At 63.4% G+C, this 24,477-nt stretch carries 24 protein-coding genes; 6 read left to right on the top strand and 18 right to left on the bottom strand.

Features of this window, described 5'->3' with window-relative positions; translation table 11 throughout:
* Nucleotide 1: 1 nt before the first annotated feature.
* The 9 genes from EPN51_RS20320 to EPN51_RS20280 form a co-directional block, all read right to left on the bottom strand.
* Nucleotides 2-1,147, bottom strand: coding sequence for a thiolase family protein (locus EPN51_RS20320; RefSeq protein WP_293046066.1), 1,146 nt, complete (start codon nucleotides 1,145-1,147; stop codon nucleotides 2-4).
* Nucleotides 1,148-1,149: 2 nt separating this feature from the next.
* Complete coding sequence (locus tag EPN51_RS20315; protein WP_293046063.1) at nucleotides 1,150-1,560, bottom strand: OB-fold domain-containing protein; 411 nt, start codon at nucleotides 1,558-1,560, stop codon at nucleotides 1,150-1,152.
* Nucleotides 1,561-1,766: 206 nt separating this feature from the next.
* A complete protein-coding gene (locus EPN51_RS20310) occupies nucleotides 1,767-2,213 on the bottom strand; it encodes a nuclear transport factor 2 family protein (protein WP_293046060.1) in 447 nt (148 codons plus the stop codon).
* 37 nt (nucleotides 2,214-2,250) lie between these two features.
* On the bottom strand, nucleotides 2,251-3,300 hold the full coding sequence (locus tag EPN51_RS20305) for a phosphotransferase (RefSeq protein WP_293046057.1): 1,050 nt from the start codon (nucleotides 3,298-3,300) through the stop codon (nucleotides 2,251-2,253).
* Nucleotides 3,301-3,310: 10 nt separating this feature from the next.
* On the bottom strand, nucleotides 3,311-3,916 hold the full coding sequence (locus tag EPN51_RS20300) for a nitroreductase family protein (protein WP_293046054.1): 606 nt from the start codon (nucleotides 3,914-3,916) through the stop codon (nucleotides 3,311-3,313).
* 10 nt (nucleotides 3,917-3,926) lie between these two features.
* Nucleotides 3,927-4,742 carry a mycofactocin-coupled SDR family oxidoreductase gene (locus EPN51_RS20295; protein ID WP_293046051.1) on the bottom strand — a complete coding sequence of 272 codons (816 nt, stop codon included), beginning with the start codon at nucleotides 4,740-4,742 and terminating at the stop codon, nucleotides 3,927-3,929.
* Nucleotides 4,743-4,785: 43 nt separating this feature from the next.
* Nucleotides 4,786-6,078 (bottom strand): cytochrome P450, encoded by a 1,293-nt coding sequence (locus EPN51_RS20290; protein WP_293046048.1) that lies wholly within the window; start codon nucleotides 6,076-6,078, stop codon nucleotides 4,786-4,788.
* A 229-nt stretch (nucleotides 6,079-6,307) separates the two neighbouring features.
* Nucleotides 6,308-7,318 carry an alpha/beta fold hydrolase gene (locus tag EPN51_RS20285; protein ID WP_293046045.1) on the bottom strand — a complete coding sequence of 337 codons (1,011 nt, stop codon included), beginning with the start codon at nucleotides 7,316-7,318 and terminating at the stop codon, nucleotides 6,308-6,310.
* A 286-nt stretch (nucleotides 7,319-7,604) separates the two neighbouring features.
* Nucleotides 7,605-8,489, bottom strand: a complete 885-nt coding sequence (locus tag EPN51_RS20280) for a helix-turn-helix transcriptional regulator (RefSeq protein WP_293046043.1) — start codon at nucleotides 8,487-8,489, stop codon at nucleotides 7,605-7,607.
* A 111-nt stretch (nucleotides 8,490-8,600) separates the two neighbouring features.
* Here EPN51_RS20280 and EPN51_RS20275 point away from each other — a divergent pair, with 111 nt between their 5' ends.
* Genes EPN51_RS20275 through EPN51_RS20265 form a run of 3 tightly spaced genes read left to right on the top strand, consistent with a single transcriptional unit; the run spans nucleotide 8,601 to nucleotide 11,470 of the window.
* Nucleotides 8,601-9,656: a phosphotransferase family protein gene (locus EPN51_RS20275; protein WP_293046041.1), complete on the top strand. Its 1,056-nt coding sequence runs from the start codon at nucleotides 8,601-8,603 to the stop codon at nucleotides 9,654-9,656.
* Between the two features lie 15 nt (nucleotides 9,657-9,671).
* Nucleotides 9,672-10,844 (top strand): hypothetical protein, encoded by a 1,173-nt coding sequence (locus EPN51_RS20270; protein ID WP_293046038.1) that lies wholly within the window; start codon nucleotides 9,672-9,674, stop codon nucleotides 10,842-10,844.
* On the top strand, nucleotides 10,841-11,470 hold the full coding sequence (locus EPN51_RS20265; RefSeq protein ID WP_293046035.1) for a hotdog domain-containing protein: 630 nt from the start codon (nucleotides 10,841-10,843) through the stop codon (nucleotides 11,468-11,470). The genes EPN51_RS20270 and EPN51_RS20265 overlap by 4 nt, the downstream gene beginning before the upstream one ends.
* 242 nt (nucleotides 11,471-11,712) lie before the next feature.
* Here EPN51_RS20265 and EPN51_RS20260 read toward each other — a convergent pair whose 3' ends face one another.
* From EPN51_RS20260 to EPN51_RS20250, 3 genes are all read right to left on the bottom strand, one after another.
* Nucleotides 11,713-13,329, bottom strand: a complete 1,617-nt coding sequence (locus EPN51_RS20260; RefSeq protein ID WP_293046032.1) for an AMP-binding protein — start codon at nucleotides 13,327-13,329, stop codon at nucleotides 11,713-11,715.
* Nucleotide 13,330: 1 nt separating this feature from the next.
* Nucleotides 13,331-14,134, bottom strand: coding sequence for an enoyl-CoA hydratase-related protein (locus tag EPN51_RS20255; RefSeq protein ID WP_293046030.1), 804 nt, complete (start codon nucleotides 14,132-14,134; stop codon nucleotides 13,331-13,333).
* Between the two features lie 78 nt (nucleotides 14,135-14,212).
* The gene (locus EPN51_RS20250) at nucleotides 14,213-15,307 is read right to left on the bottom strand and encodes a serine hydrolase domain-containing protein (RefSeq protein WP_293046028.1); all 1,095 of its coding nucleotides are present in this window, start codon (nucleotides 15,305-15,307) and stop codon (nucleotides 14,213-14,215) included.
* 230 nt (nucleotides 15,308-15,537) lie between these two features.
* Here EPN51_RS20250 and EPN51_RS20245 point away from each other — a divergent pair, with 230 nt between their 5' ends.
* Entirely contained in the window at nucleotides 15,538-16,311 is a 774-nt protein-coding gene (locus EPN51_RS20245) for an enoyl-CoA hydratase/isomerase family protein (RefSeq protein WP_293046365.1), read from the top strand.
* Nucleotides 16,312-16,313: 2 nt separating this feature from the next.
* On the opposite strand, the gene EPN51_RS20240 is transcribed toward EPN51_RS20245, so the two are convergent.
* Nucleotides 16,314-17,975 (bottom strand): class I adenylate-forming enzyme family protein, encoded by a 1,662-nt coding sequence (locus EPN51_RS20240; RefSeq protein WP_293046025.1) that lies wholly within the window; start codon nucleotides 17,973-17,975, stop codon nucleotides 16,314-16,316.
* A 162-nt stretch (nucleotides 17,976-18,137) separates the two neighbouring features.
* Between EPN51_RS20240 and EPN51_RS20235 the strand changes: the two genes are divergently transcribed.
* Nucleotides 18,138-18,758 carry a TetR/AcrR family transcriptional regulator gene (locus tag EPN51_RS20235; protein WP_293046022.1) on the top strand — a complete coding sequence of 207 codons (621 nt, stop codon included), beginning with the start codon at nucleotides 18,138-18,140 and terminating at the stop codon, nucleotides 18,756-18,758.
* Nucleotides 18,759-18,769: 11 nt separating this feature from the next.
* Here the strand turns inward: EPN51_RS20235 and EPN51_RS20230 are convergent, their stop codons facing one another.
* The 5 genes from EPN51_RS20230 to EPN51_RS20210 all read right to left on the bottom strand — a co-directional run bounded on the left by EPN51_RS20230 (nucleotide 18,770) and on the right by EPN51_RS20210 (nucleotide 22,991).
* Complete coding sequence (locus EPN51_RS20230; protein ID WP_293046020.1) at nucleotides 18,770-19,813, bottom strand: LLM class flavin-dependent oxidoreductase; 1,044 nt, start codon at nucleotides 19,811-19,813, stop codon at nucleotides 18,770-18,772.
* Nucleotides 19,814-19,872: 59 nt separating this feature from the next.
* Nucleotides 19,873-20,679: an SDR family oxidoreductase gene (locus tag EPN51_RS20225; RefSeq protein WP_293046017.1), complete on the bottom strand. Its 807-nt coding sequence runs from the start codon at nucleotides 20,677-20,679 to the stop codon at nucleotides 19,873-19,875.
* Nucleotides 20,680-20,681: 2 nt separating this feature from the next.
* Nucleotides 20,682-21,248: a nuclear transport factor 2 family protein gene (locus EPN51_RS20220; protein ID WP_293046014.1), complete on the bottom strand. Its 567-nt coding sequence runs from the start codon at nucleotides 21,246-21,248 to the stop codon at nucleotides 20,682-20,684.
* Nucleotides 21,249-21,412: 164 nt separating this feature from the next.
* Nucleotides 21,413-21,694 (bottom strand): aromatic-ring-hydroxylating dioxygenase subunit beta, encoded by a 282-nt coding sequence (locus EPN51_RS20215; RefSeq protein ID WP_293046011.1) that lies wholly within the window; start codon nucleotides 21,692-21,694, stop codon nucleotides 21,413-21,415.
* Nucleotides 21,695-21,863: 169 nt separating this feature from the next.
* The gene (locus tag EPN51_RS20210) at nucleotides 21,864-22,991 is read right to left on the bottom strand and encodes an amidohydrolase family protein (RefSeq protein ID WP_293046008.1); all 1,128 of its coding nucleotides are present in this window, start codon (nucleotides 22,989-22,991) and stop codon (nucleotides 21,864-21,866) included.
* 142 nt (nucleotides 22,992-23,133) lie between these two features.
* Between EPN51_RS20210 and EPN51_RS20205 the strand changes: the two genes are divergently transcribed.
* A complete protein-coding gene (locus tag EPN51_RS20205) occupies nucleotides 23,134-24,432 on the top strand; it encodes a hypothetical protein (RefSeq protein WP_293046005.1) in 1,299 nt (432 codons plus the stop codon).
* Nucleotides 24,433-24,477 lie beyond the last annotated feature (45 nt).

Here is a 24,477-nt window from a genome sequence, read left to right as displayed (position 1 = left end):
CTTAGCGTGACAAAATCGACACCGCCGAGGCGCCCGGTGCACCGTATAGGTGGGTATAGCCGACGCGGGGATCGTTGGAAACCTGGCGTTTGCCGGCACGACCCTGCAACTGGAGGACGATCTCGTAGACCTGGCGCAGGCCGGATGCCCCAATCGGCTCGCCGTTCGCAATCAGCCCGCCGTCGGTGTTGACCGGTAACCGGCCACCGATCTCGGTGTCGCCGTCGGCAATCCACTTCTCCTGTTCGCCGTCGGCGCAGAACCCGTTCTCGGCCATGTGGATTACCTCCGATCCGGCGTCAGTGTCCTGCAGCTGAGCGACGTCAACGTCCTCAGGGCCGATACCGGCGATCTCGTAGGCCGCCCGCGACGCATCGGCGGTCGGACTGGGAGAACTCTGCAACGGCAATGATGGACTTTGCACCTCGAATGCCCCGTCACGACGAGTGCGCAATTCCGCCGCCCGCACGTAGACCGGCTTGGAGGTGAACCGTTCAGCCAGGTCGGCGCGGCACAAGACCAGTGCGGCCGCTCCTTCGTCGGGGTTGCAGTACATGTAACGAGTCAGCGGGTAGTTCACCACATCGGAGTGCAGGATTTCCTCGACCGAAATCGCCTTTCGCCGCCACGCTTGCGGATTGATTGCGCCATTGGCGAGATTCTTGGCGGCGACACGCGCCAGTGTCCCGGTGGTCACTCCGTACTCGTGCATGTAGCGGTTGATCTTTGTGCCAAAGAAGTGGGTAGTGAGAAACATCCCCGTCTGGCCGTACCAGCTCGGCAGTCCGACCACGGAGGGGTCGGCGGCGAAAGCACCACGCGGATGCTTGTCCATCCCGATCGCCATCGCGACATCAGCCTCGCCATGGCGAATTGCCTGCGCCGCCATTTGAAGTGATGTGCCACCGGTCGCGCAGCCGTTGAACACACCGCGCACCGGTATGCCCGTCAATCCGAGCCATCCCACGACGGCATCGGGATTGGATACCTCGTAGCTACCGACGTAGGCGGCCTGGATGCGCGACCACTCGGTGCCGGCGTCGGCGAGCGCCGCCTGTGCGGCCTCGGCACCCATCTGTAGACAAAGCTTGTCCCCGTAGCGCCCGAAAGGATGTAGGCCGACACCAACAATCGCAACGCCGGTCATCATTAATTCCCTTCCACTGGCGCGAATGCGAAGGTAAGGATCTCGGTACCGTCCGGACGGACGGTGTAAGGGACAACCCTGAGTTCCATCTGCTGACCGATCGTCAACTTGTCGGAGCTGGACTCGGTGAATCGCGCCTGCACCATCAATTGCCCAGGCAATTCGACGTAACCGAGCGCGTAAGGTTCGAACGTCTCGGCCGTGTCGTCGCCGTCGTAGGGCGGCGAGGGCGGCCGGAACTGCTGAGTGGTGAAGCCCCACAAGGTACCGCGCCGCTTCAGCAGGACCTGATTCTCGTTGGGCCGTGCGGGAAATGAATACCGCCCGTCGCGCTCGGATCCGATGAGCTGAGGTTCGTCAGAAGGCCAGGTGAATAGTCCTTCGGCGACAGGCTGCTGCTTGCTGGCGCTCAACTTGAGACACTTTCGTCCGAAATGATGGGTCAACGGTGCGCACCTCGACTGGCGCGAGGCCCATTTCCGCAGGCATACCTAACTTCCCGCGAGAAGGCACTGATCAGTACGTTATCGTTTAAATAATTTACCGTCAAGCAGCTCGAGATCGGCCAACGCCCCCCTCATGCGTGGTATTCCTGCTCCGGTCAGTCTCCAGGAACCGATTAGGCGGTTGTCTGCCCACCCATACCTCGAAGCTGCGCTTCGAGGCCACGCAGGTTGACGTACATCCGTTCACAGACCAGATCCGGCCCATCGAACTCGTATACCGCGATCGCGGGATAGTCGACAACGGAACCCGTGGGCTCAATCCCGTTGTATTCGCCGTCATGCCGTCCGGTGATCTGATATTCGACGATCACGGCGTGGTCGGCGTGGTGAATGTGACGCGCGACGTAGTTGATCGATGGCAGCGAGGTGCCGAACGATGCGATGAGATCGTGAACGGGCCCTTTCCCCTCGATCACCGGACCTTCGACCGCTGTGAGGTCGTACTTGGGTCGGGTGAAAGTTGCAAGTGCCGTATCAGCGTCGTTGCGGTTTTCGGCGTCGATATGCCGTAGTACAAGCTCTTCTCTATATGAACAAAGGGTGTCGATGGGTGCGCTCATAGGTTTCTCCCAATCGGGTCGTAGGGGCGCAGGGCGGTCATTGCGTCAGACCGACGGCCTGCGCGGTATCGAGATCGACTACGGCAGTTGCGAATCTCGGGATGACCTGGGCGATGATGTCGCCCGCCTGAAACGCCTCGGGGTTGGTCAGCCATGCCATCAATCCGTAGGCCATGTGGGCGCGGTACAGCAGCCATAGCTCGTCCTCACCGGGTACGTCGGCAACGCCCGCGGCGCCAAGGGCGTTGAGGTAGTGGCGCAACAATTCACGCTCGGCCGCTCGTCGTTCTTCGATCGTCAGCGCCGAGCCGATGAAATAAGCCAGGTCGAAGGCGGGTGATCCGCGGCCTAGAACCTGCCAGTCGCACATCGCCGCTTGCGCACCGTCGAAGTACACATTGCCGACGTGTAGATCCCCGTGCAACAGCGTTTGCGGCCCCTTTTCCGAAGTCGCGACGAAACCCCAGAAGAGGTCGATGCATCGTTGCGCTCGGTTCAGTTCGGCCGGAAGCATGTCCGCACGGTTGTCGATGAACTGTTGGACCACATCGAGTCCAAGCATCGAAAAGTACGCGCGTCCTTTGCTGTTGGGACTCGCGAAGTGCTCCAGCCAGTCGGCGGTTTCCAGCCACGGGCTGTTCCAGCATCCAGCGTGCAGTAATGCCACATTGTCCAGCACCGAAGCCGCTTCGTCGGCGCTCAACGGGAAACGGCCTGAACAGAAGCGGACCGACGGGCGGCTCAAGTCCTCGATCAGAACTGCACCGAACAGTTCGTCGTCGATGTCGGCCCAGTAAGCTTGCGGTGCATGAACGTTGCTGCGCTTGACCTCGTCACGGAAAAACAGCGCTTCGGTGGCGTAGATCCCGACTTGGGCCATGAACGGCGCGTGCTCGCCCATGCCGGCCTTCAGGCACATCGTCGTCGGCAGATCGGTGGGGCCGGCGTAGTCGATGCGCAGCAGGATTTTGGTTGCGGTGCCGCCGATGGTCTCGGTGATCGTCACCTGGGCGACCTCTGCCCCCAACACCTCCGACATCCAAGCAGCGGTGATGTCACTGGGGTGCCGCGGCACGCGAACGGTCATCGATCCCCATTCACCAGGGGGCGCCGAAGCGCTCACGGTAGGTCACTTCCTGTGCCGGCCGTCGCCGCGGCGGCTTGAGCGCGATGGCGGGTTTGCCGATATAGACCGCCGCCATCGGCGTGATCGTTTCGGGCAGGCCCAGCCGCTCACGAACCCGTTCCACCCCGAACAGCGTCAAGCCGGTGGTCAGACACGATCCGTACCCCAGGGCATTGGCCGCCAGCAACAGGTTCTGCACCGCGGGATAGATGGATGACTGGGCGAAAACCTCCAGGACCTTCTCGGTATCCAGGCACACCACGACAACGACCGGCGCAGCGGCGAAACCTTGAGGCCCGACGGCAAACTCAAGGTCGGCGAACATCGCGTCCGTGGCTACCTGGCGCGCATATTGCGAGCCGCCCGCCTGCCACGTCTCGGTCCACCAAGCGGCCAGATCAATTCGCGCCTGTTCATTCCGCACCACCACGAAGCGCCAGGGCTGGGTGTTCTCCGCGCTGGGTGCATGCACCGCCGCGTCGAGCATCCGCTCCACGTCTGCATCGGCCACCTTGGCGTCCGGATCGAAGCGCCGGCACGCACGCTGGGCGTTGATCACTGAAAAGAAGTCCGCCACGTCTGTTTCCTCAGACTTTCGTCGCGCCCATGTCGACGGTCAGCTGAGTACCGGTGACCGCACGCGACAGGTCGGATGCCAAATAGACTACGGCATCGGAGATATCGTCCGAGTCGGCAGTGAGCACAGCGGGTAACACACTTCCGAACGACATGAGGTAGTTCGGGTGGGCGGTGAGGGTCTTCTCGATAAATGGATCCTCTGCCATCGCGGTGGAGACACCCCACGGGTGAATCGAATTCACCCGAATGTTGTACTCCCCCAACTCGATCGCGGCGGCCTTCGTCAGACCGGTCACACCGTGTTTGGCGGCCGTGTAGTGGGACTGGCTGGGCAACGCCTTGAGCCCCGCCACCGAGCTGATGGTAATGATGGAGCCGCCGTTACCAGCCGAGAGCATGTGCGGCACGGCAGCTTTCATCGTGCGCCAGACGCCCGTGAGGTTGACGTCGATCATGGTCTGCCACTGATCGTCGGGCATCTCCCAAAACCGGCCCCAATTATTGATTCCGGCGTTCGCCACGACGACGTCGAGGCGTTGACCAAACCGGGCCACGCCATCGGCCAGGATATTGTTCAGCGCCGCGGAGTCACGAACGTCGGCCACCTCGACCAAGTGCGGGCGCCCTACGGCTTCGAGGAGCCGGGCAGTCTCTTTCAGATCCGTTTCCGTGGCCGCCGGATACCCGTTGTGCGTTGACACCGGCGCCGCGACGTCGACCGCGATGACCGAAGCCCCTTCGCGTGCCAGCCGAACCGCGTGGTTGCGCCCCATCCCGCGCGCCGCGCCGGTAACGAATGCCACCCGCCCGTCAAGCAAGCCCATGTCTACACTCCGATCTCATCCGATTGCGTTGCACTGAAGCGCCCTAGCTCGCCGAAACCGATGTCGGGACGTCGCCGGCGCCGCTCCGCTTACCGCCCCCCGGATTGAACTCGATAGGCAAAGACTCGTATCCGTAGGCGATCCCGACATCGTGGTGAAGCCGGAGCTTGGACTCGTCCACGGTGTAATCCCCGAGGCGCCGCAAGACTTGTTGCACCATCACCTTCATTTCCAGACGAGCCAGGTGCGAACCGAGGCATCGGTGGATCCCGCGGCCGAATGTCATATGCCGATTCGTGGTACGGCGGATGTCGACGAGGTCCGGACGATCGAACTCACGCTCGTCGAAATTCGCCGAGGCCCAGATCATGTACACGCGCTGGCCGGCTTCGATCGCTCGTCCGGCCACCGAGGACTTGTTGCGCGCCGTCCGTTTGAAGCCCTGGATGGGACAGGTGTAGCGCAGAAATTCTTCGATTGCACTGGCCCACAGTCGATCGTGGTTCGGGGTGTTGGCGAGCTCCTCGCGCAGCTCGGGGCGACGGTACAACTCCACGAAGGTGCTGGCGGTCGCATTGGTGGTGGTGTCTAGGCCCGCGAACACCAGCTGAGCGAGTAGGGAGACCATCTCGAGATCATGGAGCGGTTCGCCATCAACGCGGATCTGGGTGATCGCCGTGACGACATCGTCGCCGGGGTGGTCGCGGCGATCGTGCAGGATCGCCAACAACTTCCCGAGATCGACCGCCGAGATGTCCGGACCATACTGTCCGGGGCGGCTGAACTGATCGAGCACGGCATCCGACCAAACCTTCCAGTCCTCATCGTGCAGGCCTAACCAATTCAGAACGACGATCGTGGGCACGGGCGCGCAGAACTGTGTAATTAGGTCGCACTGTCCATCGGCCATGAACGAATCGATCCATTCATCTGCCACAGACCGGATGTAGTCCTCACGCTCGCGTACCACCGCAGGAGAGAAGAGCGGCTCGAGCTTGCGGCGGATCGGTGTGTGCACCGGAGGGTCATACGACACGGGAGGTCCGATGACGCCTCTTCGCATCTCGATCCGCTCCTGCTGGTCTTCCGGCGACATCTGATTAGAGGGATCAGGGATCAAGATGCCACCCGCCGATGCAAAGGTGTCCGGGTCACGGATCACGTCCTCGATGTCGGCATACGTCGAGGCAACCCAGAAACCCTCGTAGGCATCAGACCAAGTGAATGGGCACTTTTCGCGTAGATGCCGGTAAACCTTCTGGGGCACACCGTCTCTGGCTAATTCAGGATCGTGGTGGTCGAAACGTGACGCCATTCTTGATTCGATGTCCGTCATAGTTTGTCCCTCCGTCCGAGGGCGGTGCCCCATCGGTCTGGCGCTGCTAATCGCACGCGCAAAATGCCCAGACGACAGGCCGCACCCTCCATGGCTAGAAGGTACGCATCTTTGGTGCGGGCCACCCACTAGTAAGTAATCACTGTATAGGCGGGTCGCGCCGAACTGTCAATAGTCGCGACGCACTTCCGGCCGCGAGAACAATGCGACAGCGCAACGATCCACGAGTTCACGGCAGTGCCTGGCACCATCCGGTCAAACGGTCCCACAGCTTGCGTCGCGAAGAGGCGAAGTTGTGCATGTGCGCCATCTGTTCACAGATGAAAAGGGTTATGTCTGTGGACTTTTCGTATGCCGACGGTTCCATCAAAGGCTTTGCCGCGGTGTCGCGCTCACCGAGGCCGATGAACACGGGGCACTGAACCGCGGCGGCTTCGGCTGCCACGTAGCCGGCTGACAACATCGCAACAGCGCAGCTGGGCACCGTCGCGCTGCCAAAGGCAGGGGCCTTCTCACGGAATGGATATCTTCCGCCGATGTCGGCTTGCACAATGTCCGCGGGTACGTCGGACCAAAAGAACGGATACAAGAATCCTGGAATCAACTTGGCGGTTTCGGCAACGGACTGCTCGGCGACGTCTTCCTGCCTGCTGTGGACACCAGCCCGTGCGGCAACGTCACTGGACTCGATCTCGTCCGGGAAGGGAAGCACCGTATGAATGCCGCTGAAACCCAGAATTGCGATCGCATCGTAGGTGCGATGCGCGGCGGCCATGATGAGCGTTACGGCCCCGCCCATCGACTGCCCGACCCCGACACGACGGGCGATACGCACCGGCGGGTACCCTGGCGCGACGTTGCCCTCTTCGAGGGCGTTCGAGATTGCCTGTACTGCAGCGTGGTTAGCCGCAGCGATATCCTCGACCCGAACCTTGTCGCAGACTTGTGGCGTGCTTTGTCCCACTCCGAGATGGTCGATCGCGACGAGCACCAGACCGCGCGCTGTGTGATGCTCGGCTTGCGAATAGTCAGCGTGACCGGGGAAGTGCATGTCGTAGTAGCCGCGGCTGTAGCCGCCCCCGGGCAGCGCGTAGAGGACGGTCGCACCGTCGGCAAGCGCTTCTGCCGGAGGAAGGAAGACGGTGGCAGCGACGCTCAGTGCACCGGGTACCTCGCAGCTATCCGAAACTTCGACCACGAGCTCGGCCCGGACAGGCCCGGATGTGGTTAACGTGCTCACGCTGAACTCCTCGCTGCAGGCACAGTTGTTGACGTCACGTTACAGCGTAAGAACGTGTCAGCGGCACAGTAAATCGCTAAATTATTTTTAGGTATTTTGAACTCCCGCCGGCGGCGCAGCTTCCAGAGCCAATGAGTCCACCATGGGTAATCCAATACCGAGTCAGGATCCGGCTTCGCACCTGAAGGCGCAGTCCTGATTGCTTCCGAGGGATGGCAAAGTGCAGCAGTGCATCTCACTGACACGCTGCGGCGAAAGCGTAAGCAAGTTCGACGCGAATGCAGGCCTACGGCTGCAACGCATCACGATTGACAGCCGCACCCCAATGAGCGTCCCCACGAAGCGCTTCGAGCTTACGCTCGTCCTCGTCCGTCGACGGCTGGTGGACGACGACCTTCAATGACGGGCGATCGATCAGCCGCAGCTGAATCAGATCGGTCGAAAGCAATCCCACGCCCGCATGGCGGAAGGACTGTTGGCCGGCTGCGGCCAGGACGACCTCGTGCGCCACCCACCAACGCCGGAACTCCTCACTCGCGGCGTTCAGCTCGGCGGCCATGGTGGCGAACCGCTGATCCTCGGGATGCGCCGCTGCCTCCGCCCGGAACTGACCGACCACCTGACGCGCGTGCTCTTCCCAATTGACCAGCGATCGTCGCACACCGGGCACTGCAAACGTCGCCCACAGCACGTTTCTGCGGGTCCGCGGCAATGCACCGATATCACAGAACACCGCGGCCAACGCGTCGTTCCACGCGAGGTATTCGAAACGAGAATCAACGACATAAGCGGGCGCCGGCAACACGCGCTCCAGCAGCTTGCCGATGGGGTCGTCGACGGCGAGCGCATTTTCGTTGCGTTGCCCCAGCGACAAGCCTGCCAGCCGACGCAGGTGACGATGTTCGCCTTCGCTCAGTTGCAACGCCACCGCGATGCTGTCGATGACGTCGGCTGTGGCGTGAACGTCGTGCCCTTGCTCGAGACGCGTGTACCAGCTGTAGCTCACGCGCGATAGGTGCGCGACCTCCTCCCGGCGCAAACCCCTCACCCGGCGCCGGCCCACGTCCGCGGGAAGGCCGACCTGCTCTGGTCGCACCTGGGAGCGGCGCGACCGCAGGAAATCAGCCAGTTCATGACGTCGCTGATCGGATTCGGATGTCGTGCTCGCCATGTTGTTTTCCTACCACTGCGAGTGGTACCAGTGGCTCGGTTCTTGTCAGCGTAGGCACACGACCTCAGACTCAATTCGACATGACTGCGACCTTGGTGACGGGCACCGCGCGTGACTGACGACTCTGACGTCGAGCTGCTCGAGCAGCGGCGCGACCGCCTGGTGAAGTGGATCTCGCGAGTATTGCCCGACGCGAGGTCGGTCGCGTTGTCCCCATTTGTTCCGGCCAGTTCGGGCTTCTCCAACGTCACAGCGTTCACCGATCTCACCTGGGAAGGGCCCGGCGGCACCAGGCGCATCGAGCTGGTGTTGCGGGCACAGACCGCCGAGGGCGGCCTGTTTCCCGATTACGACCTTCGCCTCCAGTACGACGTGATGGCCGCGTTGAACGGTACTGCGGTGCCGGTACCGGAAGTCATCTGGTACATCGATGATCCGGAAGTCCTCGGCGTACCCGGTTATCTGATGCGTCGTGTCGATGGGAAGGTCGCTTCCGGATTCCGTCCTGGATTCCACGGGCACGGCCTGTTTTTCGAGGCGACCCTCGACCGCCGCCGGGCGATGTGGTTCGCCGCCGTGGACGTGATGGCGGACCTGCACCTGCTGCGGCCCGACGAGCTGGCGCTCCCGGCGCAACTGGACCATCACCTGACCGGCGAGGCGTCGGTCCGCCGAATACTGGATGTCATTGAGTCACAACTGAACCGCGTCGGCGTGCAGGTACCCATCCTGGACGAGGCGCTGCGGCTACTGAGGTCTCGCATACCATCCGGTTTGCGTGTCTCGTTGTGCTGGGGAGACGCGCGGCCCGGCAACATCATCTACCGCAACGGCCGCGTCGCGGCGGTGCTGGACTGGGAATTGGCCCACATCGGGCCACCGGAAGGTGACCTCGCCTACTTTCTGCTCGTGGACGAGGTGGTGGCGGAACTCAACGGCGTTCAGCGACTGACGGGTCTGCCAGACCCCGGCGAAACCATCGCGCACTACGCGCGCCGCACCGACGCGCCGATCACCGATTTGCAGTTCCACCGCGCTGTGCAGGGGTTGCGGATGGCCGCCATGTTGGCGCTCACCGTGCAGCTGAGCCCTCCCCAACTGCAATTCCCACCGAACTACCTGTGCGACAACGTCGCAACGCGGCGGCTTGCCGAGCTGCTTCGTTGATTAGAAAGGAAAACCATGACAGATGTCGTGTTGACCGCGGCGGACGAATATCTCCACCATCAAGCGGTTGCCAGCTTCGAGCAGGTGACCACCACAGACCGCAACTGGACCGAAAAGGGTTACATCGTCGCCTACGACACGTCCGGCGAAGTTCTCATCGCCGTCGGTATCGGCAAGTACACCAACCGCGATGTGATGGACGCTTTTGCCGGCGTCGCGGTACCGGGGCGACAGTGGAACGTCCGCGCATCGCGCGAGCTGCGCCCCGACATCGATCGCACCGTCGTCGGTCCGGTGGCCTGGGAGGTGGTGACACCGCCGAGCAAGAATCGAGTTACGCTGGCCGCCAACGAGCTTGACATCAGTTTCGATGTGACCTTCGAAAGCGATTTCTCGCCGATCGTCGGCAGGCCGGGCGTGCGGCGAGACCGGGGCATCACCGGCAATCACACCATCCGATACTTCCAACCCGGCCGGGCCGGCGGCGAAGTCACCGTCGAAGGCCGCACCTATCGTCTCGACCCCGAACGCAGTTATGCCTATAAGGACCGATCTTGGGGCATTCGGGCGATGACGGGTGTTCCCCATCCGGGAGCGTTCTGGTTCAGTGATCCCACCGCCGCTGCGGAATCGGGCCTGCGACCATCCCCCGCTCAGCCACACGGCGTACTGCACGGTTACCTCAACTTCAATTTCGGGACGTGGGCGCTGTCGTCCACTTTCACCCAGGGACCCGGTGGGCGCCCGGTGCAGTCGAGCACTGGATCGTCGGAGGGGTTCGTTGTTTTCGCAGAAGATTCCCGGCCCCGGCTCAGAATCACCGCGCTGGACCTCGAATTTGACTTCTGGCCGAATTCACGCCGCGCGCGATCACTTCAGGCACAGGTCGGTCTGGAAGACGGAACCAAGCGCGAAATCCGCTGCGAATGGCGCGATCTTGTCTACTACTTCCGCGGCGGAGGGTACTTCGGCTTCCGCGGCTGGTGGCAAGGCGGATACCGCGGTCCGCTCGACGTCGGCGGCGAGTGTCTGGACCTACGCGAAAAGAAAGTCTTGGACGAGCTGTACGGCTGCGAAGAGATCCCGGTCGAATGCACCTGCGGCGACGAGCGGGGGTACGGGGTGATGGAGCCGTGGGCGGTCGGCGCCTTACCGCGCTACGGGATTACCGAGGACATGCTCGGATGACAGACGACATGGCGGCCCTGGTACGCGAAGTCCACAAGCTGGCGGTCGCCGCTCGAATTGCCGCGGCGCCCCCGCCCGAGGTGCTCAGCGAGGTGCGCGTGCTGCTCAAGCAGGCGCAGTCCGCGCTGGACGAGCATGCCTGGCATGGGCCCTACGCGGTAGAGCAGCTGGCTCCACCCGGGGACGGGACGCTGGTCTGGGATGCCGCGGATTTGCGCAAAACCGTGCCCTACAGCCCAATTTTGGGCGAACTGAATCCCACCGCCGGAAACAGTGAAGTATGGTGTGAGCAAAACCAAGTCCGAGGCACAGTCACCTTGACACCCGTTCATGCGGGCCCGATCGGCTGCGCTCACGGGGGCGTTATCGCGGCCCTGCTCGACGAACTCGCGAACCTTGCGGTGCTGGCCGCCGGCGGCGTCGGATACACCCAGACTCTGACAACCACCTACCGCCGGCGCACGCCGATAGGGCAACCACTCGAGCTGTGGGCTCACACCGCCGGGCAGACCGGCGATCTGTTCTTGACCTGCGCGGAGATTCGTCACGACGGCAAGGTGACCGCCTCAGCCGTCGGGGTGCACAGCGCGGCCGGGCGCCGCGACGAGCCCATCTACCGTCGTTAAAACTCGAACCGTCGCCGGACACCCGGCATTTCTTTAATTCATGCCGCACCAAACCACACACTAAGGTTGCACTGACTTCATCGCGGGGAACTGGCTTTGACACTAGGGCCGCCGAACGCGGCGGATCCGTCGCCCGCTGTTGCAGATGGAGGAAAAGCTTTGCCTGGCTACGATAATGAGACCCTGCGCGAGTGGATCCGCCGCACCTTCGATGCTGACGCCGAAGTCGTGGAGCTCTGTATCTAGCCGCCCGCGGCGGTCTCGCGCAGGTTACGGCGCAAGATTTTGCCCGTCACGGTTTTGGGAATCGCGTCGACGATTTCGATTTCGCGCGGGTACTTGTATGCGGCAAGCCGGTCCCGGCAGAACTGCACGAGTTCGCCGGGCTCAATGGTAAACCCTTCGCGCACAGAGACATACGCCACCACCGACTCGCCACGGTACGGATCGGGTCGCCCGACGACACCGGCCTCTAGCACTGCAGCGTGCGAGTACAGAACATCCTCGACCTCGCGCGGCCATACCTTGAAGCCGCTGGCGATGATCACATCCTTCTTGCGGTCCACCAGGTAATACCAGCCACCATCGTCGACGTAGCCGACATCGCCTGTCCTGAACCAGTTGCCGGTCCGGGCCTCGGCGCCGGCTTCGGCATTACGCCAGTACCCGGGCACGATCTGTGGGCCGTCGACGGCCAGTTCGCCGATCTGGCCCGGTCCGATCTGCGCCCCTTCGTCGTCGAGCACCGCCACACGCGCCGACAGCACCGGGACACCCACCGACAGTGCGCCCGTGCGCTTCTCGACGGGGGCACGACCGGCCGGGGGCACCGCCAGCACCGGCGATGTCGTCTCGGTCATGCCGTAGACGTTGCGGATGTAGGCGCCAAACCGATGTTCGAATCTTTCGACCACACCGATCGCAACCGGCGCACCACCGGAGGCGATCTTGGTCAGGCTCGCGAGATCGTCGCGGGTGGCGTCGCTGTCGACGAGCGCGATCAACGCGGTTATCGCGGCGACGGTGAACGTCGGCCGGTGCCGTCGAATGACCTGCACGATCATGTCGGGGTGAAATCGGTAGCACAGGATAAGAGGCGCCGGTGCGCTGAGCGCACAGGCGATGTGCCCGGTCAAGCCGGTCACATGGAACAACGGAGCTACCGCGAGAACGATATCGGCGCTGCTCAGGCTGAACCAGTCGCAGTAGGCGGCTCCACCAACGGCGACGTTTCGGTGGGTGTTCATCGCGCCCTTGGGCACGCCGGTCGTGCCCGAGGTGTAGGTGATGACCGCGACGTCGTCGGGCTCCGGCGAAAAGGCCTGTGGCACTTCGCCGGCGTGCCGGTCGAGGAGATCGATGAGATCGACGGCGCCGTCAGGGACGGCAGCACGCTCAGCGGGAAGCACCCGGGCATCGGTATCGCCGGCCCAGTCCAGAGCGCTGGTCGTAATGACTTGACGAACACTGCTGCGCGCCAACATCTGCCGCAACGCGCCAGTGCAGAGTTCGTCGAGCGCGATGAGAATTCGTGGGGTGGCGTCGTCGAGGATTTTCCCGACCTCGTTGGCTTTCAGCATGGGGTTGACCGGTACACCGATCCCGCCCAGCTTCCAGGCCGCGAGCAGACCTATCAGATATTGCGGCATGTTTTGCAGGTACAACGCCAGGCGGTCACCTCGGGCCAACCCTTGCGCATGCAGGCAGGCGGCCAGCTCGTCGCTGGCGCGGTTGAGGTCGGCCAAGCTCAGCACGGTGCCGAAGTAGATGACCGCCGGACGCGTGGGCATCGTCGATACGGCATTACGAAAGCGGTCCAGTACCGTACGTCCGTCAATCACGGCGGTCGACGTGGTCATGTCAGCGGCCCGTGAAACGCGGCGGCCGTCGTTCGAGGAAAGCGCTCTTACCTTCGTGCGCATCGGCGCTGGCACCCAACCATAAAACGGCCTGCTGCGCGTCCCCGAGCGCCGAATCCAGGGTGCCGTCCAGGGCGCGACGCATCATGAACTTCACGGTCCGCAACGCCAGCGGTGCGCCGGCGGCCAGCTTCTCGGCCAGCTCCAGCGTGCGGGTGTCCAGGTCGTCGTCGTCGACGACCGCGGTTGCCAATCCGAGCGCGGCCGCCTCCTCGGCGGTGTACATCTCGGACAGCGCGACCATGCGAAATGCCTTGTCGTATCCCATCGTTCGCGGGAAGAGCCATGCACCGCCCTCGTCGGGGAGAAGACCGACACGGCCGGTCGTATCGCCGAGCCGGGCGCTTCGCGCGACGAGCCGGATGTCGGATGCCAGCGCGAATGCCAAGCCACCGTTGACCGCGATCCCGTTGATCGCGCAAATCACCGGTTTGTCGAGGTGATAGAGGGCCTTGACGACCGCGTGTGAGTCCTCGCGCAACTCGCGGGCCCGGCCATTCTGCTGGGCAAGCACCTCATCGAAGCCGCCATCGGGAGACACATCACCGCCGGTGCAAAAGCCGCGTCCCGAGCCGGTGAGAATCAACACCCGGATCGTGTCGTCGCGCCGGACATTCTCCACAGATTCGAGAATCTCCGCGCACATACGCGGGGTGTACGCCCCCAGTCGATTCGGGCGATTTATGGTGATGCGCGCGATCGCCGCGGCGGGACGATCGAACACCGCATGCGCCGGCTGGGGCATCATCGGTCGGCTTCGCCGAGGGTTCTAAATGAGTTGTCTTGCCGGAACGTTGATGACATATGTGACTCCACCGGATTGTCAGTCGAAGAGGTCGGCCGCTAGATTGGCGATATTGATGATGCGATTCAAGCCCACACGGCTCTGTTCGTAGCCGGAGGCCGGGTAGCCGTTGGTAAGGAACGCGAATGACAGCCCAGTGTCCGGATCCGCGAAGCCGATCTGACAAGGCGCTCCCCCGTGGCCAAAGGTGCGCGGTCCCGTGGCGGTCGGCAGAAAACCTCGCGACAGTCCGTCGTCACCGACGACCACGACGAAAAGACCGAGATTTCCGGGCACACTGGGGGTTCCGCCACGTTCGCCGGTCACCGGCAAGGTGATGCGTATGCGTAGGGCATCGTCTACCATCTCGCGACGCCAGAGCGGCGAATACATCAATGCCTGATACCAGCCCGCCAGGTCGGCAGCCGTCGCCACTATGGAGTGGCTCGGCTCAGCCGCCGCGAGGATCTGCGGATCTGCCAGATACCAAGGCCCCCAGGGGTTACGGGTATTGCTGTCAGATCTATCGATCTGGACGAAGGGTGCCACATTGTGCTGGTCGCGCACCGGCGGCCCGATCTCGATGCTGTTCAAGCCCAGTGGGCCTGTCAACACATCGCGAAGATAGGTAGCGATGGGCACTCCGGTCACCCGCTCGCATAGTTCTGCGATCACCCACGCCGCAGAGGTCAGATGAAACTGCAGGACCTCGCCGGGTGCGGAAGTCAGGCGCCACCGGGAGAATGCCTCGAGTCGTTCTTCGCGGCGCAGCATCTGCGGATAGCCCAGTGGGGCAAGCGGAAACCCTGCCACATGGGTAAGCACTTGCTCGACGGTCACCACGTCCTTGCCGTTGGTTCCGAACTCGGGTATGTAGGACGCAACAGTGCGGCTGACATCGAGAAGTACCTCCGAGATGAGCTTCCAGACCACCCCAGCGACCACGGTCCGACCCGCTGACTGCAGCACGTAACGCGTCGAAGACGCAGCCGCACCGAAGGTTTCGAAAGCGTACTGCTTGCCCGCCACGTAGACGGCAACCTGTGCGGACGGCAAAGTTCCGTTGTCCACCTCCAGGCGGCACCGTTGCAGCAGCAAGCCGATGCGGCGGTCATCCGGCTTGGAGCCGCTCATGGTCCCGCCGGCGTTTCTTCGGGGTGTCGGCGGCGATCAACGGGAACGGGTTTGATCAGCTCCACGCGAAGGGTCATCGACACTGCTTTCATCGGAATCGAAGAACGATGCTACTTTACGCTGTACACGTTTAGCTGGCGGATGCCCGGGTGATGACGGGATCGCTGTCGAAGTGCCCCCCGGCGAGGCGACATCCAGGCGATAGGAGTTCAACCGTGCCAGATAAGAACCTGTATGGCCTCGCACCCGAGGTCATGGTGACCGCGGTCGGTCACCTCCGGATCGTCACGCTTAACCGGCCCGAGCACCGTAACGGGATAAACCGGGTCATGCATCAATCGCTGGCGCGACTCTGGCAAGACCTCGCTGACGACGACGATGTCCGCGCCGTCGTGCTCACCGGTGCCGGCGAATGCTTCAGCGCCGGCGGCGATTTCGATTACATGCAGGAGAACATTGACGACGCGGAGATGCGCTCGCAAACAATCTCTGAAACGCGGGCAATCATCACCGGGATGGTGCGTTGCCCGGTTCCGGTCATCGCGGCGGTCAACGGACCCGCGGTCGGACTGGGCTGCAGCCTGGCGGTGCTCTCCGACATCGTTTTACTGGCCGAAGGCAGCTTCCTCGCCGACCCGCATCTGCGGATGGGCCTCGTTCCCGGCGACGGCGGCCTAGCCCTTCCCGCTCTTGTGGGGCTCGGCCGCGCCAAGGAGTACCTGTTCCTCGGCGAACGCATCCCCGCCGAACGCGCCGTGCAGGTGGGAATCGCGTCGCGCGTGGTGACCGCCGTTGACCTGCTGACCGAAGCCATCGCGCTAGCGGAGCGCCTGGCAGCTGTTCCGCCTGCGGCGCTGCAGGATACAAAGCGCGCACTCAACGGCTACCTCGACTATCAGCTCGACCGGGCGTTCGAGTCGGCGGTGCAAGCGGAACTGCGCAGCATGCACTCCGGCGAGCATCGCGAGGCGGTAGCCGGGGCGAAGGCGCGATCTGCCAGATGAACTCAGCCGGCTGGCGTGGCTGCGCAGTTGGCCTCCAGAGTCCCGTTTTCGTACCACTCGCGCAGCAGGTGCTTGCGCACTTTGCCCGTGCTCGTGCGAGGTAGCGACGTGACCACAAGCCACTCGGCCGGCCGCTTGTAGGAACTGAGCCTCTCCGCGGCAAGCGCTGTCAATTGATCCACATCCACCGCGCCACCTCCGGTTGGAATCACCGCGGCCACCACCCGCTCGCCCAGCCGCTTGTCGGCAATCCCGAAAACCGCTACCTCCGAGACGGATTCGTGTGTCGAGATCGCCTGCTCAACCTCCGCGGGGTACACGTTAAGACCGCCACGGATCACCACCTCGCGAATGCGTCCGTGAAAGCTGATCACCCCGTTGTGATCCATCGAGCACAGATCACCGGTAGGTCGCCAGCCCTCCGCGTCGACCGCGGGGTCGACGCCGCCCTCGGGCCGCAAGTATCCCGACATCGTCAACGGCCCTCGTACGCATAGCTCGCCGATCTCGCCCAGCGCCGTGATCGCGCCGGCACGGTCGCGTATGGCGAAATCTCGACCGGCAAGACAGCGCCCTAGCGTCTGGGTGCGCACCGTCGGCGAGTCCTCACGTGACGAGGCGGTCATCGCGGGTGCCTCACTCTGTCCGTAAGACCCGATCATGGTGATGCCCAGACGGTGCTCCATCTGCGCTATCAGCGCGGGGTCGACCGCGGCCGCGCCGCCAATGACCGTACGCAGACTTGCGAAATCGGCCGGGGTAACGTCAGGCAACGCAAGCAGGTCGATCATCATCGTCGGCACCAACCCCGCTATGGAGGGTCGAGTCTGGCGCAGAGCATCCAGCACCGCTTGCGGGCTAAACCGTTCCACCAGGATGTAGGCGCCCCCGATGGCCAGCACCGCAATCAGGCCCGTCACCGACCCGCCAACGTGGTGCAGCGGCAGGGGGTTGAGAAACCGATCGCCCTCTGAACAACCGACGGCCCGCATGAAGACCGCACCGCAGCTGAGCGCCGCACGGTGGGACAAGCTGGCCGCCTTGGGCCGACCCGTTGTGCCAGAGGTGAACTGCACCAGAAGCTCATCGGTAGGCGACACTGCCGTCGGGCTCGCCAGCACGGTTGAACCGAGGTCGGCAATGTCACGCACGACGAGCGGTCGTTCCAGAGAAGCGGCCAGCGCGTTCATCCTGTCGAGCACGCGGTAATTCCCGGCCGATCTCGCCGCCAAGACCACGCCCACCCGAGCGTGGTCGAGTTGATGCCGTGTCTCGTCATCCGAACCCGACGCGCTGATCGGGACAATCGGCATACCGGCGAAGGCGCACGCGAACATCGCTACGATCCACTCCACCGAGTTCAACGCCGCGATGGCCACGCGCTCGCGGCGGGGGTTCAACTCGAAAAGAATCGCCGCACCACGGCGGGCCCGGTCACACAGTTCCAGCCACGTGAGCTCTGCGGCGCCACGATCGGTCGTCCACATTACCGCGGGGCGCTCGGCGGCCTCGTCGGCCAGCCGCATAAGCGCTTGTCCCACGGTCTCGCTGGTCACTGTGAATCCGTCGACGCCGGCCACGTAGGCGCGACCGCCATGTGGCACGTCCGCGGCGACGCCGTGTCGGCCCACCACGTCCGTCCCGGCAGCCGCACTGTCGCTCATTGTCGGATCCTGTCGCTTAGGCTACGAAGCCGTAGCCGTCCCATAGTATGCAGTTAGATAGTATTCACTGTATAAAGCCGCCGGATTTCAATGTCAATGTCCAGAGGGTCCAGGGTTATGTGGCAACGTCACCTTTCGACGACGCGGCGGTGAGGAGCTCGTATGACCACGACCGGAGCGGGACGCCCAACGCGCACGAGGCGTTCCGGCGACGAGGTGCGCGCACGCCTGCTGGCTGCCGCGCGCGACGTCTTCGCCGAACTCGGCTATGCGGGTGCGACTACCAAGCAGATCAGTGAACGCGCGCAAGTGGGCGAAGTCTTGTTGTTCCGCCATTTCGGCAGCAAGTCGGGACTGTTCGACGAAGCGGTTCTGGCGCCGTTTGAATCGTTCGTTGACGCATGGGTAAACCGTTGGGCTCGCCACGGATTGAGCGGGGACTCGATGTTCGAGCTGGGCCGCGGATACATCGAGCTGTTGTACGGATTCTTCGACGACAATCGTCAACTCGTGGTCGCCCTCCTGAGTGCCCAAGCCCATCACCCCGCGGCAGCGGCGCGATTGCAGGCGATGTTCGCCCGACTCGCGGAGACCGTCAGGGACGGCACGGCGGAATACGGTCTGCCGACCCGTGATCCGGTCACGACGGTCCGATTGACATTCGGGTTGGTCCTGTCGTCGATCGAACACGCCGAACTCTTCTTCGCCGAGGGGAAACGCCCATCGCGCCAGGAGATCGTCGATCAACTGACCTACTACATGCTCTATGGCGTCAGTCATTAGGCCGGTCAGATCTAAGTCGGCTCGGACTGATTCGAGCGATGTCCGTCGGTCCTGAGCAAGGGCGCCAAACGGTTGCAGATCGTCTGGACGTTACGTGCGACGTGATCCTCGGGCATGCCCCCGATGGAGGCCCATAGGAACACCTCGTGCACCGGAGCTCCAGCGGTGTAAGCACGAATCCGTTCGGCCACCTGCTCAGGTGTTCCGTATATGAACGAACCCAGCGGACCACTCCGACCGTCCTCGATCATCCGGTCCACGTCGACCGGCTTTGGTGTCGGCGTGTCCGTTCCTTCGACCATGTGCCGCCGGTAGGAGTTCAACTGATGCGCAAGGTGTTTACTCACCACCAGCCAGTCGCGGTCGGGGTCCTCCGATGTCCAGCACTGGATTCCACCTGCCATGACGCCATCCGAGTCCGAGTAACCCCCTTCCGCCAGGCCTTCAGCGTAGGGCGCCCAGAGGGCGGCATCCGCCGACAACAGCCGCTCGCCGAGCAGGCCCGCCCGGCGCGCTCCCTGTGGACCTTGATAGCCCATCCAGATCGGGATGGACTTCTGGATGGGGCCAGGACGAACACCCCCTGGGCTCCACAACTCGCGCAGGCGACGCGCGGTCTCGTCGGTCTGTCGGTAACGAGCCTTCAACGTTGCGTCGAACAATTCGAACTCGGGCACCCGGTACCCGGCTCCGAGGCCGAGATCGAGCCGACCGTTGGACAGGATGTCGACCACGACGCTCTGTTCGGCGATCTCCGCTGGTTTGTGAAGCGGCGCAATCACGATCGCCGTGCCCAACCTCAACCGACTGGTCCGTGCCGCGACGGCGGCAGCGTACGTCAGCGGGCTGGTGAGGTAGCCGTCCTCGAAGAGATGGTGCTCAGAAAACCACGCCGACGATGCGCCGAGATGTTCGGCCTCCTCGCACATCTCGAGTGTGAACCCGTACAGCCTGGCGGGATCCTGCGCCCACTGGGGCGGATTACGCAGATCGAAATAGAGACCGACGTTGAGAGACGATGTGCGGGTGATCGATTCACGCATAGTCACGGACACCAGAGATTTCTGATCATGATTCATCAAATCGTTGCGTAGCGTGCGTCGGCGAATAAACCTCAGGCGTCAAGGAACTGCCGCACGTCGGCCAACTGCGGTTGGTGCGTGTTGAGCCCGCCATCAACGCTGAGAACCTGCCCCGTGATGAAGGCGGAATGGTCCGAGGCCAGGAAAACCACCAACGCGGCTATGTCGGCGGGACGGCCGAGCCGCGGCGTCAAATGGTGCTTCAACATGAATTCGCCCATGGGACCGGCAAAGGTGTCCTCTGTGGCCGGGGTGACGATCAATCCCGGAGCGACGGCGTTGCACCGCACTCCGGCCTTGCCGTATTGCGCTGCGGTGTATTGAGTAAGGGCGTTGATGCCTGCTTTCGACACCCCGTATGCGGTGTGGCCGATGTCGCCGGCCAGCCCCGCCCCCGAAGACGTGTTGATGATGCTCCCCGCACCAGCTGCGATCAAGTGCGGAAGTGCAAACTTGGTAGCGAGCATGGTGCCCATGACATTGATGCGCAGCGTCTGCTCCCAGACAGCGGGATCCGCGTCGGCCACGTTCACATCTCGAGTGCTGGCAAGCTGTGTGGCCGCCGCGTTGTTGTGGATGATGTCGAGTCGGCCGAAGCGCCCAACGGTCTGCTCGATCATCGATTTCACCTGCGCGTCATCGCCGATATCGACCGCAACGGGAAGCGCATCGCCGCCGTCGGCGCCGATCTCCTCGGCCACCGCCTGCGCCCCCTTGAAGTCGAGATCCGAGACCGCGACCGCAGCACCGCATCGCGCCAAAGCTTTGGCACACTCACGACCGATCCCCGATGCCGCGCCGGTGACGACGGCGACCTTGCCTTCCAACAGATCCTTCACCATCACTCCTTCGTGCCGATTTGAACGGGGGCCGAGGTAACCTGTGCAGCGTCGACATCCGACCAGAAGTCAGACCAGGTGGAAGATCGCGGCAGGTTCGGCGGGCCAGCCATGTCCCAGCTCGAGAACGCAACCTGCTGCGGTCGTTCCAGTTGGTCGGCCGCATACCAGTGCCGCTCCCGCCGTCGCTGGAAGTACCACCTGCCGTCCAGCTTTCGGTACTCGTCGTCGTAGCGGATGGCCATCACGACCCAGCGCTCGCCCACTTCGTGCTCGGCACGGCAGTAGACGTTACCCACCGCCCGATCGCTGTCGGTGAGTTCGATTCGGTGGCCAACGATCTGATGCATGGAGCGGTAGAACGCTCGGGTCATAGAGACGATCGCACCGCGCAGTGCGTCGCGGCCGACGCTTTCCCTGCCGACCTGCACGTCGGGCACGAACAAGTCAACCCAGGTGTCAATATCCCGTTCGTCGATTGCCATTGCGTAGCGAATCGGCAACTGCTGTATCGCCAATGTGTCTTCAATGCGCTGGATCCGCTGCTCAATCATCGGATTATCGGTCACCGTTCTCCAATCGGCTTCTGCCGCATCCTTCGTCGTGCATGCCCGCGATTCAGTAACGTCGCAAGCTTGACGCAATCCGGGCGGCCCATGCCTATATAGTATAAGTATTTAACGGAAAAATAGTAGGGATTGGACCGACCCGTGGGACTGCATCCTTCGTGATCTCAGCTTGCGGCCGGTATTGTGCCCGGCCGACGAAGTACGGCGACACGCTTGATCATGCGCCAGCCCTCGTCGCGACGCTCCACCACGTCGTCATACGTGACGCTGCCGACGCTGCCATCATTGCGTAGCCCCAGCACCTTCGACCTCACCCGAACCGCACCCCAAGCATCCTCGTAGACAACCACATTGGTGACGTGATGAGCGAGCGGATGCACCGAGTTGGGGTCGGCCCAAAGCTCGGCGATACCACCGTGGCCGATTACGACTGCGGCGCGTGCCAATTGGGTCAGGTTCGATGTTCGATTTCGTCGACCCCGACGGCATACAGCTGGAGTTCGTTCACCTTCCGCCCGAATGATTTTCGTTCATTACCGGTAAGCGAACTTGCCGCCAGTAAGACGGCGAAACCGGGCAGCCAGGCTCGCGTCGACGGCTCGGCGCGTGACTACGCTAACTCGTCTTCTGGCTCAGCTCTTCGGTCGGCGGTACTTCGAACAGCTCCTCGAACGTCCCGCGCAACACGCGATCCTTGATCCGCGGATCTACGGTGTCGAAAATCTGATGCAGAGTCTCCTGAGTGTGGCCGTAGGTGCCCTCGAGATGCGGATAGTCGTCGCCCCACATCACGTTGTAGTAGCCGGTGTCCTCGATGACCTGGACGGCGCTGATGTCGTGCTGGAATGACGTGTACACCTGGGCCCGAACGATTTCGCTCGGGAGGCGGTCGAGTCGCGGACGCACGAACATGCCGTGCTGGCGGTAGGCCTCATCCATCCGGTCTCCGATGGCCGGCACCCATCCCGCGCCGCCCTCGGCGACAAGCACCTTCAGGGACGGATTGCGGTCGAGCGCCCCGCTCGCCACGAGATGTGACACCACCCTCATCCCCGGATACGTCGTCTCCATGTAGTTCACGACCGCGCCGCCGGGCCCGCGGTAGACGACGGTCGCTCCGCCGGTGCCGATGTGGTAGGCGAGCACCATGCCGTTGGCAGCGGCCGCGTCCCACAACGGATTCCAGCGCTCGAGGCCCCATTCCCGGTCGGCGGGCATTCCGCAGGGCAGGAAGATCGACTGGAAGCCGTTCTCCGCCGCCCATTCCAGCTCCGCGACCGTATCGGCGACGTCCACCAGCGGGACAATGGCCGGAGTGAAGATCCGGTTCTGGCGGCCCATGAAGTCGTCCCGAGACCATTCATTCCACGCGTGCGCGACGGCCTTGGACAACTCAGGATCATCGATGTTCGCCGACCAGAACCCCGACGAGGGGAAGGCGAGCTGGCACCGCACGCCCTCCTGCTCGAGATCCTGCAGTCGGATGTCGAGGTCTTTGAAGCCCGGCGGGCGCATCGCATCCATGAAGTCGTTCAGCTGCCGGTCCAGCCGTTTGCCGTCTACGTAGGTGATCTCGTACTTCTCACCGCGCTCAGACCTTGGCGCACGGTCGGCAAGGTGTTTAGGCAGCCGCGACGTCCAAAGGTCCTCGGGCTCCATCGCGTGTGAGTCACCGGAGTGCGCCCAGATTTTCTCCGGCACTCCGATCGGCTGATCCGTCGGCGAACTGATGGTTTCGGTCATGCCGCGCCACTCCTTTCAGGTCCAACCACGTGTCCCCGTGGGCGGCGGGTGCTACTGCCCTCATACGACAATGCAGTCGACTATACACTGTAACGTTGAATGCCGCAGACAACGCCAAAACGTTGACGACGAAAGGGTTCCGATGTCGGACACGACCCCGCATACCTACGACGTCGCAGAACTCGACACAGTGCTCAGCGCCGACGCGTTGACGGCACTGATGCGGTCCACCTGGACCTGGGACGACCGGGCGCTCCGGCGGGATCTCGCCGCCTTGCTGGTCGACCTTGACTCGGCCCGCCAGATCGCGGCAGACGACGACATTCCCGCTTCGCTATCCGACGCAGTGCAGGCACAAGCCTACGGCGCCGGCTCCGCTTTCGTTGCCGACGTCTTAGGCCCTAAACTCATCGCCGACACCGGTAACCCGCTGCGTGCTCGCTACCTCGACATGGCGTTGGACACAACCCGATTCGCCAAACGCGCGCACGAGGCCGCACAACGAGCGGTGGGCGATACGACCGCTTACTTCGATAGTCGAATCCGTGCTATCGAGTACGTGCCGGCAGCCGACTGGACCGGCCTGGTGCGCAACCGTGGGGCGGCGGGCCTGGGGGACGCGATGCGCGCCATCGGTCGCGGCGTCGTCGACTCTCCGTTGTTCGCCAGCCTGGGTCTGGCCTGGCAGGCCCTCGATGCGGTAACACGCTGCGAGGAGGCTGCGCGGTTGGGCCAGCGTCTGCTCTCCGGCGACGTCGTCGGCACCCTGGCCGCCGCTGAACAGACTGGATCGTGGGATCCCGCTCTGGTCCGTACCCGTGCGCAGCCGACCGACAACGGATGGCGCCTCACTGGCGAGAAGAACTACGTACCCGCCGCCGATGCCGCAGGTGTTGTGCTCGTGATCGGGCGATCGGTGGCCGGACCGTCGCTGTTCGCCGTCGACGCTGGCAGCGCCGGATTGGTGATAGCCCCGCACGACGTCACCGATTCGTCTCGCCCGCTGTTCGGCGCGACGTTCAGCGACACGCCCGCGACTCTTCTAGGCATCGAGGGCGGGGGTGGCCGCTTGATGTCGCAACTCATCGACCGCGCTACCACCGCGTTGGCCGCCGAGCAGGTCGGCCTCATCGAGGCCGCCATTATCACGCTGCACGATGGTCACGGCGATGCCGATCCTCGCGCCGCTGACGTCGCAATGGCCCACGCGGCAGCGTACGCATCGTGGCGTCACGCGGTGTCCAACCCATCGCCGGCGGCATCGGCAACAGCGCACATCGCCTGCTCGGCGGCAGCGGTGCGGGCGACGGGTATAGTCGCCGAGATTCTCGACTTGCACGAATCAGTCGCTTCACTCGTTCGTCGCGCGCAGAGCGCCAGCCTGCTGTTCGGCGGACCGGCGCTGTCCCACGAACGCCTGCTCGAGCGCTTGGGGATCTAGAACAGGTCCCCTCCGAGGACAAATTGCGTGCCCGTGCCATCGATT

It is taken from the genome of Mycobacterium sp., assembly GCF_004298145.1.
Taxonomy (GTDB): Bacteria; Actinomycetota; Actinomycetes; order Mycobacteriales; family Mycobacteriaceae; genus Mycobacterium.
Note: the sequence above shows the minus strand (reverse complement) of the source record. Positions and strands in the feature narration are given on the sequence as shown.

Excerpts from the sequence above, each read along its gene's own strand:
- EPN51_RS20320 (WP_293046066.1), bottom strand. The coding sequence starts at position 1,147 with ATGACCGGCGTTGCGATTGTTGGTGTCGGCCTACATCCTTTCGGGCGC.
- EPN51_RS20310 (WP_293046060.1), bottom strand. The coding sequence starts at position 2,213 with ATGAGCGCACCCATCGACACCCTTTGTTCATATAGAGAAGAGCTTGTA.
- EPN51_RS20305 (WP_293046057.1), bottom strand. The coding sequence starts at position 3,300 with ATGACCGTTCGCGTGCCGCGGCACCCCAGTGACATCACCGCTGCTTGG.
- EPN51_RS20295 (WP_293046051.1), bottom strand. The coding sequence starts at position 4,742 with ATGGGCTTGCTTGACGGGCGGGTGGCATTCGTTACCGGCGCGGCGCGC.
- EPN51_RS20290 (WP_293046048.1), bottom strand. The coding sequence starts at position 6,078 with ATGACGGACATCGAATCAAGAATGGCGTCACGTTTCGACCACCACGAT.
- EPN51_RS20280 (WP_293046043.1), bottom strand. The coding sequence starts at position 8,489 with ATGGCGAGCACGACATCCGAATCCGATCAGCGACGTCATGAACTGGCT.
- EPN51_RS20270 (WP_293046038.1), top strand. The coding sequence starts at position 9,672 with ATGACAGATGTCGTGTTGACCGCGGCGGACGAATATCTCCACCATCAA.
- EPN51_RS20265 (WP_293046035.1), top strand. The coding sequence starts at position 10,841 with ATGACAGACGACATGGCGGCCCTGGTACGCGAAGTCCACAAGCTGGCG.
- EPN51_RS20260 (WP_293046032.1), bottom strand. The coding sequence starts at position 13,329 with ATGACCACGTCGACCGCCGTGATTGACGGACGTACGGTACTGGACCGC.
- EPN51_RS20255 (WP_293046030.1), bottom strand. The coding sequence starts at position 14,134 with ATGCCCCAGCCGGCGCATGCGGTGTTCGATCGTCCCGCCGCGGCGATC.
- EPN51_RS20250 (WP_293046028.1), bottom strand. The coding sequence starts at position 15,307 with ATGAGCGGCTCCAAGCCGGATGACCGCCGCATCGGCTTGCTGCTGCAA.
- EPN51_RS20240 (WP_293046025.1), bottom strand. The coding sequence starts at position 17,975 with ATGAGCGACAGTGCGGCTGCCGGGACGGACGTGGTGGGCCGACACGGC.
- EPN51_RS20235 (WP_293046022.1), top strand. The coding sequence starts at position 18,138 with ATGACCACGACCGGAGCGGGACGCCCAACGCGCACGAGGCGTTCCGGC.
- EPN51_RS20210 (WP_293046008.1), bottom strand. The coding sequence starts at position 22,991 with ATGACCGAAACCATCAGTTCGCCGACGGATCAGCCGATCGGAGTGCCG.
- EPN51_RS20205 (WP_293046005.1), top strand. The coding sequence starts at position 23,134 with ATGTCGGACACGACCCCGCATACCTACGACGTCGCAGAACTCGACACA.